Source organism: Achromobacter veterisilvae (assembly GCF_900496975.1).
GTDB lineage: Bacteria > Pseudomonadota > Gammaproteobacteria > Burkholderiales > Burkholderiaceae_B > Achromobacter > Achromobacter veterisilvae.
Map to the genome: position 1 here is coordinate 169,623 of NZ_UFQC01000006.1, position 18,259 is coordinate 187,881.

Here is an 18,259-nt window from a genome sequence, read left to right on the forward strand (position 1 = left end):
TGCGGTCTCCTTGTCTATTTTTCTCAGGCCTGGCGCACCGCGCCGGCCTCGATCGCGGCGTGGATCTCCGCGTCGCTGAAGCCGAAGCGCTGCATGACTTCCTGGCTGTGCTGGCCGATGGCCGGCGGCGGCAGACGCAGCGCGCCGGGCGTGCGCTCCAGCTTGATCGGGATGCCCGTGACGCGGTATTGGCCGATGGACGCCGACATCTGCCGGGTAGCGGTGTGCTCCATGGCCAGCGCCTGCTCCACGCTCAGCATGGGCGCGCAGGGCACGCCCAAGGCCATCAACTGCTGGAATAGCTGCTGACCGTCGAACCCGGCCAATTGCCCGGCCAATTCCTTGCGCAGGGCATCCCGGTTCACCACACGGTCGCTGTTCCTGCGAAAACGTTCATCGGTGGCGAGTTCTGGCTTGCCTATCACTTCGCACAGGCGCGCGAACTGCCGATCGTTGCCCACGGCCACGAACAGTTTCTCGCTGCGGGTCGGATATAGGTCATAGGGCACGATGTTGGGATGCCCGTTGCCGGTGCGCGCCGACTTGCCGCCATTGAGCGCGTTGGAGGTATGCGGGTGCAGCATGCCCAGCGCGGTATCGAACAGGGTCACCTCTATCGACTGCCCCTGGCCGGATTTCTCGCGCTCGTACAGGGCCAGCAGGACGCCGATGACGGCGTTCATGCCGGTGGACGTATCGACCAGCGGAATACCGATGCGCACGGGATCCAGCGCCGGATCGCCATTGATCGACATCAGGCCGGACAGCGCCTGCACGGCGGCGTCGTAGCCAGGCAAACCGCCCAGTTGCCCGGTTTCGCCGAAGCCCGAAACCCGGCAATGGATCAGCCGCGGGAAACGGCGCGTCAATGCCGCCGGATCGTCGACGCCCCATTTGCGCCAGGTGCTGAGCTTGAAGTTCTCCACCAGCACATCGACCCGCTCGAGCAGCTTGAACAGGACTTCGCGCCCGGCCGGCGCCGAGAGATCCACGGCCAGGTCCTGCTTGTTGCGGTTCAGGCCGACGTAGTAAGGCGCGTCGCCATCGACGAACGGCGGTCCGTATCCCCGCGTGTCATCGCCGTCGTAGGATTCCAGCTTGATGACTTCGGCGCCGTGATCGCCGAGCATCTGGGCGGCGAACGGGCCGGCCAGCACGCGCGACACATCCAGGACCACGACCCCGCTCAGGGCCGACTTGCTGATTGCGCAGGACATCTTCTTTGCAGCCTCGCCGTTCATTCGTTGCTGGCGCCGGAAGCCTTGACGATGGGCGCCCAACGCTCGACTTCCGACTTCATGAACGTGCCAAAGGATTCGGGCGTGCCCGGTTGCAGGATGACGCCCAGACCCTTCATGCGCTCCTGGAAGTCGGCGCGCGCCAGCACCTTCTGCAAGGCTTGGTCCAGCACGCGGATCACCTCCGGCGGCGTCTGGGCGGGCGCGATCAATCCGTACCAGGACGACACGTCGAAATCCGGGAAGCCCGACTCGGCCATGGTGGGCAACTGGGGCGCCGAGGCAATGCGTTCCTTGGTCGTCACCGCCAGCGCGCGCATGCGATCGGTCTGCACGAAGGGCCACACGGTCGGCACGTTGTCGAACATATAAGAGACCTGGCCCGCCATGACCGCCACGCCCGCCGGCGCGCTGCCGCGGTACGGCACGTGGGTGACGTCGATGCCGGCGGCGCGCTTGAACATCTCGCCGGCGATATGGATGGAGGTGCCGTTGCCCGACGAACCGAAAGTCAGCGTGTCGGGATGGGCTTTCGCATAGGCCACCAGTTCCTGCACGCTGTGCACGGGCAGTTTCGGGTTCACCACCAGCACGCTGGGGATTTTCCCGACCAGGCCCACGGGCGCGAAGTCGGTGGCGAGATTGAAGCCCGGCTTGTCGTAGAGGGTCTGGTTGATGGCGCTGGTGACGGCGACCATCAGCAGGGTGTAGCCGTCCGGCTTGGCGCGGGCGACCTGCGAGGCGGCGATATTGCTGCCCGCGCCCGGCTTGTTTTCCACCACGACCGATTGCTTCAGCTCCGCGCCGATCTCCGTGGCGATCATGCGCGCCATGGCGTCGGTGGGCCCGCCGGCGGCGAAGCCCACTTGCAGCGTCACGGCGCGCTCGGGATAGGCCGCGCGGGCATGGCCGGCGAATCCGCAAACGCCCAGCGCAATCGCCAGTCCGGTGTTCAATGCTGGCCGCCGCAGCCAGTGCTTCCACGATCCCTGCATGGTTGTCTCCGTTGTCCGATCAGGTGGAATCGGATAGTACGGAAAATGCACAACATTCATATAGAATGTGTGCATATATCGCACACTAATGCCTACCACCCCCAGACATGCAGACCGACCCGCCCTCTTCCACTCCCCGCACTTTGCTCAAGGGACTTAACGTGCTCAGCCTGCTGAGGGCCTCGGCGCCGGCCGGGCTGGGCGCGACCGAGGTCGCGGCCCGCACGGGCCTGGACCGGGTCAATGTGCAGCGCCTGTTTCTCGCGCTCGAGGCCAGCGGCTGGGTGCGCCGGAACAAGGCGGGCAAGCGCTTCTTCGCCGGCGACGACGCCGACCGAATGCAAGCCAGCCTGTGGACGCCGCCCGACGTAAGCCAGGACCTGATCGTCGCCGCCATCGAAGGCATGCGCAGGCTGGCCCGGCAACTGGGCGACGCGGTGTTCCTCATCGGCCGCGACGGCACCGAATCCGTCGGCATACACCGCGAGATCGGCGACTATCCGATGCAGATCCTGGCCAGCCATGCGGGCAAGCGGCATCCGCTGGGCGTAGGGTCGGCGGGGATGGCGCTGCTATCCGCCCTGCCCGATGCCGAGGCCCGGGCGGTCGTGAAGGCCAATTCGCCGCGGCTGGAAGAGTACGGCGGCATCAGCGCCGAAATGATCGACCGCCTGCGCCTCAATACCCGCCAGCGCGGCTACGCGGTCATGCAGAACTACGCTGTGAGCGGCGCCCTGGGAGTCGGCTGCGCGCTGACGCGCGCCGACGGCACGCCGGTGCTGGCCATGAGCGTGAGCGCCATCACGGATCGCATGCCCATCGCGCGGCAGGCCGAAACCGCGCGCCTGCTGCGGCGCGAACTGGACGGCCTGAAGAGCTTTCTGGATTGAGGGCAGCAATCGCGCCGGGCCGAAACGAGACAGGCCGTATTCCGCTAGAGGCCCCGAGTCCGGCTATCGCATCTGTCCGGCCCGTTGGGCCAATTCGCGCAGGATCTCTTCGGTATGCTGGCCCAGCCGCGGCGCGGCCGCGCCTGCCTGTGGCGGTGTCTTGGACCAGCGCGCGGCCGGCGCCAGGCCACGGTACTCGTTGCCGTCCTGGTCCCGGTAGCGGCGCACCACGCCCTGCCCGGACGCCTCCAGCCGCGAGATCAGCGTGTCCAGGTCCGGCGACTGCGCCGCGGGAATGTCCGCATCCTTGAGCAACGCCAGCCAGGCATCGGTGGTCCGCAAGGCCATCTGCTCGTCGACGAAGGCATATACCTCGTCGATATGGCGCGTGCGGCTGGCCATGCTGCGAAAGCGCGGGTCCTCTTCCCACAGGCGGCCCGCCCCCGCCAGCCTCAGAAAGGCCTCCCAATGCCTGTCGGTGTAGACGATGGTGCTGATCCAGCCATCCAGCGTCTTGTACGGCCGGCGGTAGCGCGACAGCAGGCGCGGATTGCCCGCCGGCCCGAGCGGCGGCTCGAACGAGGCCGCGCCCAGATGGTCAGCAAGCACGAACGACGCCATGGTCTCGTACATGGGAATTTCGACGTACTGCCCCGTCCCGCCGCGTTCGCGTTGCAGCATCGCGGCCAGCACGGCCTGCGCGGCGAACAGGCCCATGGTCTTGTCGGCCAGATTCAGCGGCAGGTAACTGGGCGGGCCGCCGCCGGCGCGCGCCACCAGATCGGGCAGCGCCACCATGCCCTGGATCAAATCGTCGTAGGCCGGCCGCCCCGCATCCGGCCCGTCCTCGGCGAAGCCGGACAGGAATACGTACACCAGCCCAGGGTTGCAGCCACTGAGCGCGGCCCAGTCCAGGCCCAGCTTTTTCAGCGCCCTGGCCCGCATATTGGTGATGAACACATCCGCCGATTCCACCGCCTGGCGCAGAATGGCGGCCGAGTCCGGCGCCTTCAGGTCCAGGCACAGGCTGCGCTTGCCCCGGTTCAGGTTCAGGAACACCGGCCCCATGCCCGGCTCGCGCGCCGGTCCCATTTCGCGCATGATGTCGCCCTCGGGCGACTCCAGCTTGATCACGTCGGCGCCGTACTCGGCCAGCATCTGCGTGGCGTAAGGCCCCATGATGACGCTGGTCAGGTCCAGCACCCGCACGCCAGCCAACGGAAGCTTGCCCATGCTCGCGTCTCCGCTCACTGCACCACGATATGCGCGTCGCGCACGATATCGCCCCATTTGCGGATCTCGGCGCTCACGTACTCGCGGAACGCGGCCGCGTCCATGTCGCCCGGCGTGGTGCCCTGCTCCGCCAACAGCTTGATGAAGGCCGGCTCGCTCATGGATTCGCGCGCCAGCGCGTTCAGCCGCTCGACCAGCGCCGGCGGCGTGCCGGCGGGCGCATAGAAGCCGATCCAGATTTCGGTCTCGTAACCGGGCACGCCCTGCTCGGCGATGGTGGGCACGTCAGGCAGCATCGGGTTGCGCTCTCGCGTGGACACGGCAATGGCGCGCAGCTTGCCGCTCTGCACATATTTGATGGCGGTCAGCGCATCGACGAAGGAGGCCTGGATCTGCCCGCCCAGCAGATCGTTCAGCGCCAGCGCGGTGCCCTGGTAGGGCACGTGCAGCAACGGAGCGCCGCTGCGGCTGGCCAGCAGTTCACCGGACAAGTGGGTCGTGCCGCCCACTCCCGCCGAACCGTAGCTCAGGCTGCCGGAACGCTTGGCGTAGGCCAGCAGTTCCGGCAAAGTCTTCGCGGGCACGGCGGGGTTCACCACCAGCACGTTGGGGGTGCGCGCCAGCATCGCGATCGGCGCGAAGTCCTTCTCGGTATCGTAGGGCAACTGTTTGGTGATCGCGGGATTGACCACATGCGCGGTGGTCGTGACCAGCAGGGTGTAGCCGTCGGCGGACGCGCGCGCCACTTTTTCTCCGCCGATGACGCCGCCCGCGCCCGTGCGGTTGTCCACCACCACCGGTTGCTTGAGCTGGCCTTGCATCGTCTTGGCCAACTGCCGCGCCAGCACGTCGGTCATGCCGCCCGCCGCGAACGGCACCACCAGCGTGACCGGCTGGCTCGGATAGGGCGCGGCCGACGCCGCCGCCGCGGCCAACAGCGCGCACGCGCCCGTCAGCCAATTCTTGATGCGTGATTTCCGTTTCATTGTCTGTCTCCTCGAGGGCGGCGCTCTCAGGCGCGTTTGCGATGCTGCAGGAAGGCTTCCATATACCGCTTGGGTTCATCGGTGTCGTAGGCCGACACCAGCGCGTCGATCCCGATCGAGATGGCCTCGGCCAGCGGCATGCGCTCCCAATCGCGGATCAGTTTCTTCTGGATCCGCATGGCCTGCGGCCCGCCTTCCAGCAATTCCTTCTGCCAGGCCGCCGCGCGCAGCGCCAGTTCGCCCTCGGCCGCAACGTCCGTGATCAGGCCCCAGTCGCAGGCCTGCCGGGCGGGTATCATCCGCCCGCTGAGCAGCAGATCGCGGGTGCGGGTCCAGCCGATCATGCCTGGCAGCATCGCGCCATGGATCACGGACGGCACGCCCAGCTTGACCTCCGGCATGCCGAACTTCGCATCCGCGCCGGCGACCTTGATGTCGCATACCGCCGCCACCTCCATGCCCGCGCCCAGGCAATAACCGGAGATCACCGACATCGTCGGGAACGGCAGGTCTCGCAGTTGCTCGCACAACGCGTGCACGCCGCGAATGTACGCGTCGATGTCGGCCTTGCCCGCGTCCTTCAGGAACTTGATGTCCGCGCCGCCGAGGAACGCGGCCGCCCCGCCCTGCACGATCAGCAGGCGGATGCTTTCGTCCCGCGCCAGGGCGCGCAGCGTCTCGGTGTAGACCACCGCGGCTTCGGAGGTCAGCAAATTGAGCCGGCCGTTGTCAAAGGTGATGGCGACCACGCCGTCGGCGCGGCGGTCGATATGGCACTGGGGAGTCTGGGTCTGCATGCATGCCTCGCTGGGTAGATGCGAGGCATCATAGGTTTGGCCGCATTAATGAGACAATGGAATTCTTAGACTTTACTAAGTCCATCGTGGAATGAATATCACCTTCCGCCAACTCCGCATCTTCCTGGAACTGTTCGAGACCGGCAGCTTCACGGCGGCCGCGGCAAGGCTGCACGTCACCCAGTCGGCCGCCAGCAAGATGATCGCCGAGCTGGAATCGCAGTTGAATCTGGTGCTGTTCGACCGCAGCACCCGCCGCGTTACGCCGAACGACGCGGCTCGGGAGTTTCACGCCTTCGCGGTGGACGTCGTGGCGACCATGCAGACGGCCACGCGCAGCGTCGAAGAGCTGATCTCGCTTGAGCGCGGCAAGGTCAGCATCGCGGCGTCGCCGCTGATGATCTATGGCCTGCTCGCCGACGTGATCGCCGATTACCGGACCCGCTACCCCGGCATCCAATTCGAGCTGCACGAGCTTTCCACGGACCAGACGGTCGAAAGCGTCCGGGCGGGCACCGTCGATTTCGGCCTGGGCGCGATCGACATGCGCATCCCGGGCATCCAGTCGGAAGTGGTGTTGGAAGACGGCATGCGCGTGGTGATCGACGCCGCCCATCCCCTGAACCGCCGCGCCTCGGTGGCGCTGAAGGAACTGGCGGCGTGGAACCATATCTCGCTGCGCAATTTCTATAGCGTGCGCCGCAGCCTGGACCTCATTCTGGCCAGCCAGGGCGTCACGCTGCCCAGCGCGATCGAGGCCGGCACGCTGACCGCGGCGCTGGGCCTGGTGCGCCGCGGCGCCGGCGTGCTGATCGTGCCGGGCTACGCGGCAACCATCGCCGAGCAATGGGGCATGCGCACACTTTCCCTCCGCGGCGTCTCGCCCACGGTGCACCAGATCTCGCTGATCCAGCGCAGCCAGGCCCGTCCGTCGGTGTCCACGCGGCATTTCCTGGACGTGCTCCTGACGCGGCTGGCGCAGCGGGGCGCCGCCAAAACAGCGCTTTCGCGCGCGACGAGACCTGGCTGACCAGCCCTGAACGGTTCGACATATCGGCCGGCCTGCGACTGATGCCTGGCCGGCAGGCAGCCACCCCCGCGGAACACAGGCATTCGCGGCGCGGGATTAAACGGCGCCGACGCTCGTTCGTCTAGAAATAAGAGCATGAATCGCAAGGCAAGCGCCTTGCGTCCAATCATTGCCGTCGCGGCGTGGCGTCGTCACGCCAATAACAAGGGGCTCCTTCCAGTCCCGTCTACGCGCACAAACCATGAAGACTCCTCGCAATACTCCGCGCGCGCTCGCGCGCCGCCCTCTTTGCTATCCGCTGATCGTAGGCCTGGCCATCGCCGCGCCCGTCCACGCCCAACAATCGGCCGGTGGCGCCGCCGTGCCCACGCTGCCGTCCATCAACGTCCTGGGCGACCAAACGGACGCCGCCACCGGGCCGGTCAACGGCTACGTGGCCCGCGAGACCCTGACGGGCAGCAAGACCCCGACCAACCTGCTGGAGATTCCGCAATCGGTCTCGGTGGTCGGCGCGCAGGAAATGCAGGACCGCGGCGTGCAGACGGTGTCGCAGGCCATCCAGTACGTGCCTGGCGTGCAGATCAGCAACTTCGGCGGCGCCGAAGTCCGCAACGACTGGATCGTATTGCGCGGCTTCGACGCCAAGATCACCGGAGATTACCGCGATGGCCTGAGCCAACTGCCTTACGACCAGATCCGCGCCCGCACCGATCCCTACGCGCTGGAACGCGTGGAGGTCATCCGCGGGCCGTCGTCGGTGCTGTATGGCCAGGTGGCGCCGGGCGGGCTGGTCAATCGCGTGACCAAGCGCCCCACCGCCGACGCCTTCGGCGAAATCGTGCTGCAAGGCGGAAATTTCGACCGCCGCCAGGCAGCCTTCGACGTGGGCGGCCCCATCGACAATGACGGCAAGTACCTGTACCGCCTGACGGGCATCTTGCGCGACGCAGGCACGCAGGTCAAATACGACAGCGACCATCGTTACCCGGACGATCTGGGCTACATCGCGCCCGCCTTCACGTGGCGGCCCAACGCCGACACCTCGTTCACGCTGCTGACGAGCTACCAACACGACCAGACCGACGGAGAATCCCGCCCCGTGTTCCCCACCCACGTGCCGGTGGGCGACTACGGTTTCAACAAATACGACCGCAAGCAATACGCCATCGGCTACCTGCTCGAGCACCGCGTCAACAATGCGTTTACGCTGCGCCAGAACGCCCGCTACCAGCATGGCAAGCTGGATCAACGCGACCTGTACAACCTGCGCCTGCTGGCCGACGGCCACACCATCAGCCGGTACGCCCTGGTGTCCAAGGAAAGCATGGACGGCGTGGCGATCGACAATCAGGCCGAATACCGGTTCAACCTGGGCCGCGTGTCGCACACGCTGCTGGCGGGGCTGGATTACCGGTTCCAGGACGGCCAGCAGTGGTATCGCCAGGGCCTGGCGCCCAACCTGGACCTGGAAAATCCCGTCTACGACCAGGACATTCCGTATCCGCCCGCGGCCAATACCATCATCGACCAGAAGGACGTGAGCCGCCAGTTGGGCGTCTATCTGCAGGACCAGATCAAGGTGGACAAAGTCGTCGTGACGCTAGGCGCGCGCCAGGACTGGGCGCGCAGCAACAGCGACAACCGCTTGACCAACGTCACGACCCGGCAACAGGACACGGCGTTCACGGGCCGGCTGGGCCTGGCCTATCTGTTCGACTCGGGCATCACGCCGTATGTCAGCTATTCCACGTCGTTCCTGCCGCAAATCGGGGCCGGCCTGGACAGCACGCCGTTCAAGCCCACCAAGGGCGAACAGTACGAGTTCGGCATCAAGTACCAGCCGCCCGGCTCCAACAGCATGGTGGCGCTGTCGGTGTTCGACCTTACACAGCGCAATGCGCTGACGCCCGACCCGCGCAACACCAATTTCAGCGTGCAGACCGGCGAGATCGGTTCGCGCGGGATCGAACTGGAAGGCAAGGCAAACGTCATGCGCGGCCTGGACCTGATCGCGTCCTATACGCTGAACGACGTCAAGGTGAACAAGAGCAACAACCCAGCCGAAGAAGGCAACACGCCCATCGTCACGCCGCGCCACATGGCGTCCGCGTGGGTGAACTACACGCTGCCCGACACCGTGCTGCAAGGCATGGGCATGGGGGTGGGCGTGCGCTACGTGGGCAAGACCTACGCGGACGTTTCCAACACCATTGAAAACGGCTCGTCGTTCATGGTGGATGCCGGTCTGCACTACCAACTGCGTAACTGGCGCTTTGCGGTCGACGCGACGAACCTGTTCAACAAGGAAACCATCGTGTGCCGCAACAACACCGTGAACTGCCGCTACGGCCTGGAACGGACCGTCATGGCCACGGTGGCCTACCGCTGGTAACTAGGGCAGCAGATACTCGCGGCATGAACTCAGCGCCACGTCGGCATCGCGGATCATGAAATTGACGAGCGTGGCCGACACCCCGAGCTCGCGCGCCACGTCGCGCTGCGTGCACCCTTCTAGACGGTGCAATTCGAAGGCCCGGCGCGTGCGCGCCGACATGTTCTGCAGCGCGTCCGCGGCCAGGGCCATCGCCTGATGGCTGACGGCAGCCTCTTCGGCCAGCGACGCGGAGACGGCATGCTGGCCGTCCTCTTGTCCCGCGAACAGTCGGGACTCCAGCGCGCGGCGACGGTGGTAGTCGATCGAAAGATGGCGCACCGTCTGGAACAGGTACGCCACCGGTTCGCGCACGTCCCGCGGCGGCGGGCCTTCCAGCAGCTTCAGATATGTGTCCTGCACCACGTCGTCAGCCAGGTCGCGGCACCCGAGTATGCGCGTCGCCGTGTGCAGCAACTTGCGCCGGTGGGCCAGGTACAGGGCCGCCAGCTCGTCCCTGATGGCAGGGGGGCTCGACATGATGTGACTCCTCTCGCACGCCGCCGCCCGGCGGGATCAATAGCGGTACGCGACGGCGGCGAGCACCGTGCGTTCGACGCCATATCGGCAATTGACGCGGTCGTTGCGGCAGACCACGGTTTCTTTATTCAGCAGGTTCATGGCGTCGACGGAAAAGCGCCACGCGCCGGTCTCGTAGGCCAGGGAGGCATCCGCCACGGCGGCGCCGCGATTCTTCATCGTGTTGGCCACGTCGACATACGTCGGACCGATATAGCGCACGCCCACGCCGGCGTTCCAGCCGGACAGCGGGCCTGCCGAGAAACGATGGCCAAGCCAGATGGCCGCCATGTGCCGCGGCGTGACGATCGGCATCTTGCGCGCCCCGCCGTCATTGCTGGACACGTTGGTCACCGCGTTGTACGTGTAGGCGGCCACGAGGTCCCAGCCATCGCCCTGGCTGAGCTTGGCCTCGATCTCCAGCCCGCGCGAACGCAGGCGGCCCGACTGCACGCTAAAGCCGGCGTGCGCGGGGTCCGGGTCCGCCGTCAGCGCATTGCGCTGGTTCAGGTTGAATAGCGCAATGGTGTAGAGGCTGTTGGAATCCGGCGGCTGATACTTGACGCCCACCTCGACCTGGTCGGACTCGGCCGGCGTGAACGGCGACCCGTCGAAGGCCGTGCCGGCTTGCGGCACGAATGCGGTGGCATAGCTGGCATACGGCGCCACGCCCGAGGCGAACGCATACGACAGGCCGGCGCGCCAGGTCGTGGCCTGGTCCTGTCCGCGGCTGTCGGCGCCCGCGAGGCGGTCTTCGGTCCGATCGGTGTAGCGGTCATGACGAGCGCCCAACGTCAGCGTCCACGGCCCCGCCTGGATCTGGTCCTGCGCATACAGTCCCCACTGCGTGCTGACCTGCCGGACGTCCAACATCGTCTTGTCCGGACCCAGCGCCGCGATGGGCTGGCCGTACACGGGATCGTAGATATCCAGCGAAGGCGCCATCGCCTGCCGATAGTCCTGCGTGCCCGACAGCCGCCGGAAATCCAGGCCGGCCAGCACCGTGTGTTTCAGGCCTGCGCCCTCCAGCACGCCTTCCATCTGTGTGTCTACGGCCGCGCCGTGGGCGCGTTCGCTGGCCTGCAATTGCAGGCGCGACAAGCTGCGGCCGTCGGCGGCCAGCGCCAGCGGATACAGATTGCGCAGCGTCATGCGGCCCTGCTGATAGCGCGCGTTCTGCCGCAACGACCACGCGTCGCTCAGCCGATGCTCCAGCAGATACCCGACGCTGTAGAAGTCGCGGTCATTGCGGTCGTAGGAATAGTCGCCCACCAGCGTGCGCGTGGGATAGTACGCGCGCGATTCGCCATCGTTGCGATCGCGCTGGTAGTGCGTCAGCAGCGTCAGCGACGTGTCGGCGTTGCGCCACCGGAAGGCCGGCGCCACATAGGCCAGGTCGTCGCGGTAGCGGTGGTCGTCGTCGTATCGATCCTGCGTACCGGCTTCGCGAGCCGTCGCGGTCAGGCGGTAGCTGACGCTGGCGACCTCGTTGACCGGGCCGCCCAGGTCCACGAACGCCTGCCGGCTGTCGAAGGATCCGGCTTGAACGGCCACCTCGCGCAGCACGGTCGCGGTGGGACGCTTGGTCACGCGGTTGACGATGCCGCCCGGCGCCACCTGCCCGTACAGCGCCGACGATGGGCCGCGCACGGCCTCGATGCTTTCCAGCGCATAGGCCGGCATGTGCGCGCGGATCTGGTCGTACGGCATCTGGCTCAGGCCGTCGCGATAGTCCCCCGTCAGCTTGGCATCGAAGCCGCGCAGCACCAGCCAGTCGTTGCGGATTTCGTTGCTGCCGAAATTATTGATCTGCACGCCTGGCGTGTACTGCAACGCCTGCGGAACGGTGCGCGCATAGCGTGCCTGCATTTCCTGGCCGGTCACGACCGACACGGATTGCGGCACGCGCACAAGGGGCGTGCTGGTCTTGGTCCCGGCCGAAGCGGACAGCGCCACGAAACCATCCCCGCCCGCGGCCGCCCCCCACACCAGCGTCGGCGGCATCCATAAGGCCGCTGGCGTCGCGCCCATGCTTCTGACCCGGAAGCTGGCCGGAGAATCCTGATAGGCCTCCAGCCCATAGCCCCCCAGCACCTGCGCGAACGCCTGCTCGACCGTGTAGCGGCCATTCAGGCCGTCGCTTTCCAGGCCGCGCGTCAGCGTGGGCTCGAACACCAGCATGACGCCCGCCTGGCTGGCAATCCGCTGCAAGACCGTCACCAGCGGCCCCGCGGGCACGTCATAGCGCAGGCTCGCGCTGTCGCGCGGCGCCGGGCCGTCCTGCGCGCGGGCCGCCTGGCCGATCAGCGCGGCGAACGCCAACAGCAGTATGGCGGCGAGCGCCCGCCCGCCTGCCCCGGTACGGGACAGGGCGATGCGCGTGTCGCCGCCTGTATGCCTGGCCATGATGCCGTTTCGTCGCCTTGGATTTCGGTCCTGTTCAATAAAGAGGACACGCGAAAAACCAGAACCGGAAAGGTTTGCTCGAAATATTTCTGGGCGCATCGCGGCGGCAGCCGCGGCCAGCGATCAGCCCGGCGCCGAAACCACGACCCAGTACGGCGTCCGCTGGACGATCCGGACGTCGAGCAGCCGGCCCACGGCGGCCAACACGCGGTCGGTGTCGGCCAGAGGAAACAAGCCAGATATCCGCAGCCGGCCCGCGCGCTCGTCGCACGAGATGACACCCGGCCGATAACGGCTGAGTTCGGCCAGGAATTCCGCCAGCGGCATGTTGTCTGCCGCCAGTTCGCCCCGCAGCCATGCCATGTCGGCCTCGCCGACCGGCCCGGCAGCCTGGGCCCGCCCAGCGGAAACCTGCGCGGTCTGCCCCTTGGCCAGCACCAGCCCGGCGCCGCCTTGGCCCACGGGCTTGATTTCCACGGCCCCGTCGAACAGCGCGACATGCGTGGCGTCCGTCCCCTGGCGCACCGAAAAACGCGTGCCCAGCGCATGCACGCGCCCGAACTCGGTCTCGACCCGCAACGGCATGGAGGCGTACTGCGCCGCGTGGCCCGTCGCAACCAGGATTTCACCTCGCCGCAGCCGGATCAGCCGTTCGCCGCCCTCGAATCGCACGTCGATGCCGGTATCCGTGTTCAGCGTGATGCGCGTGCCGTCCGGCAGGTCGACGTCGCGCCGCTCGCCGACAGCCGTCGTGAAATCCGGCGAAAGGCGCAACCAGCGGTTTCGATCGGCAGCCCAGATCGCGGGCCCGATACAGGCGGCCAGGAATCCGGCCGAGAGCAGCACGCGGCGCCTGCCCTGCTGCCGGCGTTCGAGGGACAAGGCCTCGTAGGCCGGTTTGCCGGCCAGCTCGCGCATCCGGGCGTCGGCGCGCGCCAGATGGGCCCAGGCCCGCTCGTGGTCCGGGTCCGCCACGCACCAATCGCGCCACGCGCGCCTGTCTTCGTCGGTGGCGGCGCCCGACATGAACAGCACGTACCAGCGCGACGCCTCTTCCGCCACGCGCGGCGCCAGCGGCAAGCCGCCCGCGTACATGGCCGTGCCGTCCGCCTTCCGAGTCAAGCGGAATGCTCCTGGGCAAAGAAGCACGCCTGCACCGCGCGCACCATGTAGTTGCCCACGGTTCGCGTGGTCACGCCCAGGCGGGCGGCGATGTCCTCGTACTTCATGCCCTCCAACTGGGCCAGCAGAAAGGCCTCGCGCGCCTTGGCCGGCAAGGTGTCCAGCGCTCGGTCGATCGCGCACAGCGCTTCCAGCACCAGCTTGCGGTCTTCGGGACTGGGCATCCGCGCCTCGGGCAAGGCCGCCAGCATTTCCAGGTAGGCGCGTTCGATCGCCTCGCGCCGATAATGGTTGGCCATCAGGCGCCGGGCGATGGTGGCCAGGAACGCCCGCGGCTCCAGCAACAACGGCACCTCCCGGGACGCCAGCACCCGCAGGAACGTATCCTGCGCCAGATCGGCGGCAACGTCCTCGCCGCCCATCCGATGGCGCAGCCATCCCGCCAGCCACGAATGATGCTCAGCGTAGAGCGTCTCTGCTCGACGGTGCAAGACCGCGTCGCTGCTGGACATGGGATGGATCTCCAAAATTGCTGCTGCCGGACTTTGCCCTCAATAACGGCAATGATAACTATTATCTATTGAGTTTAGTAGTCGCTTCTTTTTGCCGGCCTGAAGCCCAGGCCCGTCCATGCGGAGGCGGATTTCAACGGCCGCCGGCAGGAACCAGCAGGGAAATCTCGTGAAATTCCAGGGTATTGAGGTGCCGCGGAATCACATGTACGAGTCTTATGCGAATGCAGGCTCAAAATCCACCAGGTCAGTGCCTTGCATGCCGAGCCCTTTGGCCACGACACGCCAGCTAGCCACTGCCTGAGCTACCTCCGTCCAGATTGCAGCCGCTTCCTCAGCATTCAATCTGAAGTATGGCGCTCTTTCCATCAGCATGTCCCGGCTATCGATCGGTCCGGAATCCTCCGTCAACCATGTCTTACTCTCACGGCGATCACCTGGCATCGGATTGAGGTCGAATGCTGGCGACAAACGCCAGCCATGGTTGCGCGCGTCATAGAGGAACCCGGTATTCCGCAAATGGTCATCGGTGTTGCAGATCAGAAAATTGAAGACCAGGCGGCGCCACAACTGGTGGATGTCGGCAATCGGATCGGCACCTTCCTGCAACAGGGCATCTACCAGTTCCGTATAGGCATGCACTGTGTCTCGGCCATCAGACTGCAGCATCGTCGCGGCCGATACATAGGGAATACGGCCGCCGTCATCAGTACGGTCGAACCGCCGGATGATGGCGACTGCCGTCCCACTGATCAACTCCACACGCACCGCTGCCGCCTTGATGCCTGCCTTGGCGGCAAGATGCATGGCCAGCACTTCGCCTCGGATGACGTCGCGCTTGTCCGCCTGGCTGGGAAACTTGCCCAATGCCAGGCGGCCATCCGTATCTCGGACGGTCGACTTCGGCCGAGCACCGCCCAGCGAGGTGCCTTGCCCGAGCAGATATTGCAGGTCCCGCGCGGTCTCCGTGCCAGCCTCCAACGCTCGGGCCGCTTGCACGACCTTATCCAGCTCCACCAACGGCGGCACATGCCTACGCGTTCCGCCTGAGCGTAAATAGACTTTGGCCTGGGGATCGAAAAGTCGCAGCGCGCCAACACGAGCCTCGTCATCCACCCACATCAAGAAGTCGACAGGCTCCAGCGCGGGCGTCTCGCGGTCTTGCTGCCGCAACCTCGCATGCGCACGCCGAATCACGCGTTCGCCCCACGAGTCTGGCGCAGTGTCCTCCAGCGCGCGAAAAAATACCTCTTGAGGGTGCTGCACACTCAAGACAGGCAGCAGATCAGGCGACAGCGTGAAAAACCTCGAATCCCGCAACCAACGCTCTTCGTAGCTGAACGCGCTGCGCTTGCCGCTGCCCAGATACAGCCGCCCGACAACCTGGCCAGCCGAACCCAGATGCACTTCCAGGTCCTGACGCTTTGAGGGCTTGGGCGCCATCAGAAGCCCTCCAATTCATCGGCATCATCAGACGTACCTTCTTGGGCAGCAGGGGAACGACCGACTCGCGGCTTGCTGCCGCGAACCGTACGTACTCGTTGTGGCAGTTGTTCCCGCACCAGCTCCATCCCCAGCACATCATTCTCTGTGGCCATCACCTGTAGCACGTCGTCAAGACGGCCAAGCACGTGCAAGGCGCGCAGGAAGGTATGCAAGGCGGTGCCGGGATAACCATCTTCCATGCGCCTGACTGTACTCAGCGACGTGCCGACACGCTGTGCCAGGTCTTCCTGGCTTAAGCGGCGCACACGGCGCGCGGTGGAGATGTCCTGACCAAGGCGTTGTAACGCGCGTTCCACAGGCCGCGGCATGGCAACCCGTAGGCTGGAATTTCTCTGCTCGGAAGTCGGCATGTTCGCATCTGCTCAGATATGGTGAAAAATCGCCATTAGGCGGTCATATTTGACCACATCGGTGCGACACGATCAATTGGCAGATTCTCGAATAAATAATCATATATGAGCGATTAATTTGTATTAATGCTCATATTTGAATTTATAAGATGAACTTCGAACGCCCGAGGCGTTTTTCCAGTATCGGGGAGCACTCAGCGAATCGATTCCGCATCAGCCGGGCGCCCATAGGTGCTTCGACCACCCTTTCATCTACGCCGCAATGGCCTGGGCCAGCTTCTGGATGGACAGCGGCGCGCAGCCCTCGGCATCGTTGCTGATCGTCACGTAGGCCGGCTGGCCCGCGCCCGTGATCCCGCGGATCGTACGCGCCAGCACCGTGCGGGTAGGGAGATCCTCGCTGAGGATGGCATTGAACGGATCGTGCTTTTTCTGCGCGTCGGCATAACCATACGCGCCGAAAACGCGGTTCAGGTTCCACCGGCAGACCAGCGGCCCCGGCCATAGCGCGCGCAGCATCGGCAGTTGCTCTTCGATCGGCGGCATCTTGCCATGCAGGCCCAGGCAGAAAGTGGCCCCATGCGCCTTGAGCGTGTCGACCAGCGCCTGGCCCAGGAGTTCAGGGTCCCGCACTTCCACCGCGACGATCACGGCGCCATGCGCGGACAACGCCTCCCGGACAGCCGCCAGCATGCGGCCCAGCTTCTCGAACAGCGATGCGGGGCGGCTCAGCCACCCCCAAGGCAGAGGACTCAACTGGAACACCAGAACGCCGAGCTTGACGCCCAGGCCTTCGAGAGCCGGCCGCACGAATTCCTGGATGGCCAGCGACGGATCGAGGAAAACCGGATTGACCGCGCGCGCCCTGCCTTCTTCGCCACGCGCCTGGGCGTCGGTAATGCTGGCGGGACATTTGACGACGAAACGGAAGTCGTCATCGACCTGCCCCGCATAGGCGGCATACTGGCTTGCCGTCAACGGCCGCCAGAAAGTGCGGTCCACACAGACCGTGCGCAAAAGCGGATGCTGATGGTAGGCGCCGAGACCATGCTTGGACAGCGTGCTCGAATCGTATTCGCCATCCCAGACCAGCCCTTCCCAGCCCGGATATGACCAGGTAGAGACGCCAAAGCGCAACTGCGCCGGAAGCTGCTGCGCGAGCGCGCGCCACTCCTGCGCCGCAGGCGCGGGAAGCACCTTGGCCATGCTCCGGAGGAGAGAAAAATCCGGATTCGCACGAGAGGCCGCCTGGTTCGGGGAATTGGCCGGAGGCTGGGGAAGCGCCTCTCCGAAAAGATCGTCTTGCATACTTGTCATACTGGCACGGAGGTAGGCTAAAGGGTACTTGAATAACGCCGGCCTTGATTGCCGGCGCAATGCGTGCCGCACCCTGGCCGACGGACGCCCCCGCCATTGAGCAAGCCCTGCTCAAAGCCGGCCGGGATTCTCCAGCCTCAGCCTTGGTCCGTTGGCCGCCGCGTATACCCCGCAGCCAAGGCATGCGCGACCCGCTCGGCGTATCGCTGCATGACGGCCGCCAGCGTCTCGAGATTCTTGGACTTCAATCGCTGCAACGGCCCGGTCACGCCGAGGCTGTAGATCACGCCAAGGTGCTGCAGATGTACCGGAACCCCGAGCGCCGCCAGGCCCTCATCGATTTCCCCTATGCAAGTCGCATAACCCTGCCGGCGGACCTCCGCGTACTCCTCCCTGATGCGGTCGCTATCTATGCACGTATGCGCGGTAAGGCGCGGTAGCGGTTCGGCCAGCGCAGCATCTATGACATGGGGCTCTTGAAACGCAAGTATGGCTTTGGCCGACGCAGCAGCATGCGGCGCCATGCCCTTGCCCGGCAGCACGAACCCGCGCCAAGGCGTATCGGGCGCTTCCATCAGCACAGAAGACACCCGGTGGCCGCCATGCAGCTTAGCCAGATAGCAGGTTTCGTCGGTTTCGGCCGCCAGATCCGCCAAGTGCGGCCGCACGAGGGCGCCGATCCACTCCGTGTCCGCGCTGGCATAGGCCAGCCGCTTCACCCGCGCTCCCAGCACGTAGGTGCTTGCGGCCAGATCCACCAGTTGCGAGTCCTGCATGGTGCCGAGCAGCCGATGCGCGCTGGTCTTGGGCAGCGCCAGCATGCGCGCAATCTCCGTCAGCGCCAGTCCGTCGGGAAAGGACGCAAGCAGCTCAAGGATGCGGGTGTAGCGCTCTAGCGGGGGAAGTTTGGAATCTTGGCTCATAGGC

The 18,259-nt window shown here is 65.8% G+C and carries 16 protein-coding genes; 3 read left to right on the plus strand and 13 right to left on the minus strand.

Translation table 11 applies throughout. From position 1 onward, the window contains the following. Positions 1 to 23 precede the first annotated feature (23 nt). Positions 24 to 1,217: a CaiB/BaiF CoA transferase family protein gene (locus tag AVE30378_RS07365; protein ID WP_129240122.1), complete on the minus strand. Its 1,194-nt coding sequence runs from the start codon at positions 1,215 to 1,217 to the stop codon at positions 24 to 26. 20 nt (positions 1,218 to 1,237) lie between these two features. Next, entirely contained in the window at positions 1,238 to 2,233 is a 996-nt protein-coding gene (locus AVE30378_RS07370; RefSeq protein ID WP_129240123.1) for a Bug family tripartite tricarboxylate transporter substrate binding protein, read from the minus strand. A 107-nt stretch (positions 2,234 to 2,340) separates the two neighbouring features. Between AVE30378_RS07370 and AVE30378_RS07375 the strand changes: the two genes are divergently transcribed. Further along, a complete protein-coding gene (locus AVE30378_RS07375; RefSeq protein WP_129240124.1) occupies positions 2,341 to 3,123 on the plus strand; it encodes an IclR family transcriptional regulator in 783 nt (260 codons plus the stop codon). Positions 3,124 to 3,186: 63 nt separating this feature from the next. Here AVE30378_RS07375 and AVE30378_RS07380 read toward each other — a convergent pair whose 3' ends face one another. The 3 genes from AVE30378_RS07380 to AVE30378_RS07390 are packed head-to-tail and all read right to left on the minus strand — an operon-like array spanning position 3,187 to position 6,139. Next, the gene (locus AVE30378_RS07380; RefSeq protein ID WP_165360114.1) at positions 3,187 to 4,356 is read right to left on the minus strand and encodes a CaiB/BaiF CoA transferase family protein; all 1,170 of its coding nucleotides are present in this window, start codon (positions 4,354 to 4,356) and stop codon (positions 3,187 to 3,189) included. 14 nt (positions 4,357 to 4,370) lie between these two features. Further along, positions 4,371 to 5,342 (minus strand): tripartite tricarboxylate transporter substrate binding protein, encoded by a 972-nt coding sequence (locus AVE30378_RS07385; protein WP_129240126.1) that lies wholly within the window; start codon positions 5,340 to 5,342, stop codon positions 4,371 to 4,373. A 26-nt stretch (positions 5,343 to 5,368) separates the two neighbouring features. Beyond that, positions 5,369 to 6,139 (minus strand): enoyl-CoA hydratase-related protein, encoded by a 771-nt coding sequence (locus tag AVE30378_RS07390; RefSeq protein WP_129240127.1) that lies wholly within the window; start codon positions 6,137 to 6,139, stop codon positions 5,369 to 5,371. Between the two features lie 91 nt (positions 6,140 to 6,230). On the opposite strand from AVE30378_RS07390, the gene AVE30378_RS07395 reads away from it, so the two are divergent. Further along, positions 6,231 to 7,169, plus strand: coding sequence for a LysR family transcriptional regulator (locus AVE30378_RS07395; RefSeq protein ID WP_129240128.1), 939 nt, complete (start codon positions 6,231 to 6,233; stop codon positions 7,167 to 7,169). A 241-nt stretch (positions 7,170 to 7,410) separates the two neighbouring features. After that, positions 7,411 to 9,561: a TonB-dependent siderophore receptor gene (locus tag AVE30378_RS07400; protein WP_129240129.1), complete on the plus strand. Its 2,151-nt coding sequence runs from the start codon at positions 7,411 to 7,413 to the stop codon at positions 9,559 to 9,561. On the opposite strand, the gene AVE30378_RS07405 is transcribed toward AVE30378_RS07400, so the two are convergent. The 8 genes from AVE30378_RS07405 to AVE30378_RS07440 all read right to left on the minus strand — a co-directional run bounded on the left by AVE30378_RS07405 (position 9,562) and on the right by AVE30378_RS07440 (position 18,255). Next, the gene (locus AVE30378_RS07405; RefSeq protein ID WP_129240130.1) at positions 9,562 to 10,080 is read right to left on the minus strand and encodes a sigma-70 family RNA polymerase sigma factor; all 519 of its coding nucleotides are present in this window, start codon (positions 10,078 to 10,080) and stop codon (positions 9,562 to 9,564) included. It lies immediately after the preceding gene. Between the two features lie 36 nt (positions 10,081 to 10,116). Continuing rightward, on the minus strand, positions 10,117 to 12,525 hold the full coding sequence (locus AVE30378_RS07410) for a TonB-dependent siderophore receptor (RefSeq protein WP_129240131.1): 2,409 nt from the start codon (positions 12,523 to 12,525) through the stop codon (positions 10,117 to 10,119). A 123-nt stretch (positions 12,526 to 12,648) separates the two neighbouring features. After that, a complete protein-coding gene (locus AVE30378_RS07415; protein WP_129240132.1) occupies positions 12,649 to 13,647 on the minus strand; it encodes a FecR domain-containing protein in 999 nt (332 codons plus the stop codon). Next, complete coding sequence (locus tag AVE30378_RS07420) at positions 13,644 to 14,159, minus strand: sigma-70 family RNA polymerase sigma factor (protein WP_129240133.1); 516 nt, start codon at positions 14,157 to 14,159, stop codon at positions 13,644 to 13,646. Before AVE30378_RS07420 ends, AVE30378_RS07415 begins: the two co-directional genes overlap by 4 nt. A 216-nt stretch (positions 14,160 to 14,375) precedes the next feature. Beyond that, a complete protein-coding gene (locus AVE30378_RS07425; protein ID WP_129240134.1) occupies positions 14,376 to 15,602 on the minus strand; it encodes a type II toxin-antitoxin system HipA family toxin in 1,227 nt (408 codons plus the stop codon). Then, positions 15,602 to 16,015 (minus strand): helix-turn-helix domain-containing protein, encoded by a 414-nt coding sequence (locus AVE30378_RS07430; protein WP_129240135.1) that lies wholly within the window; start codon positions 16,013 to 16,015, stop codon positions 15,602 to 15,604. The genes AVE30378_RS07425 and AVE30378_RS07430 overlap by 1 nt, the downstream gene beginning before the upstream one ends. A gap of 252 nt (positions 16,016 to 16,267) precedes the next feature. Beyond that, positions 16,268 to 17,323, minus strand: a complete 1,056-nt coding sequence (locus tag AVE30378_RS07435) for a DUF72 domain-containing protein (RefSeq protein WP_425265778.1) — start codon at positions 17,321 to 17,323, stop codon at positions 16,268 to 16,270. A gap of 146 nt (positions 17,324 to 17,469) precedes the next feature. Continuing rightward, positions 17,470 to 18,255, minus strand: coding sequence for an IclR family transcriptional regulator (locus tag AVE30378_RS07440; protein ID WP_129240137.1), 786 nt, complete (start codon positions 18,253 to 18,255; stop codon positions 17,470 to 17,472). Between the last annotated feature and the right edge of the window lie 4 nt (positions 18,256 to 18,259).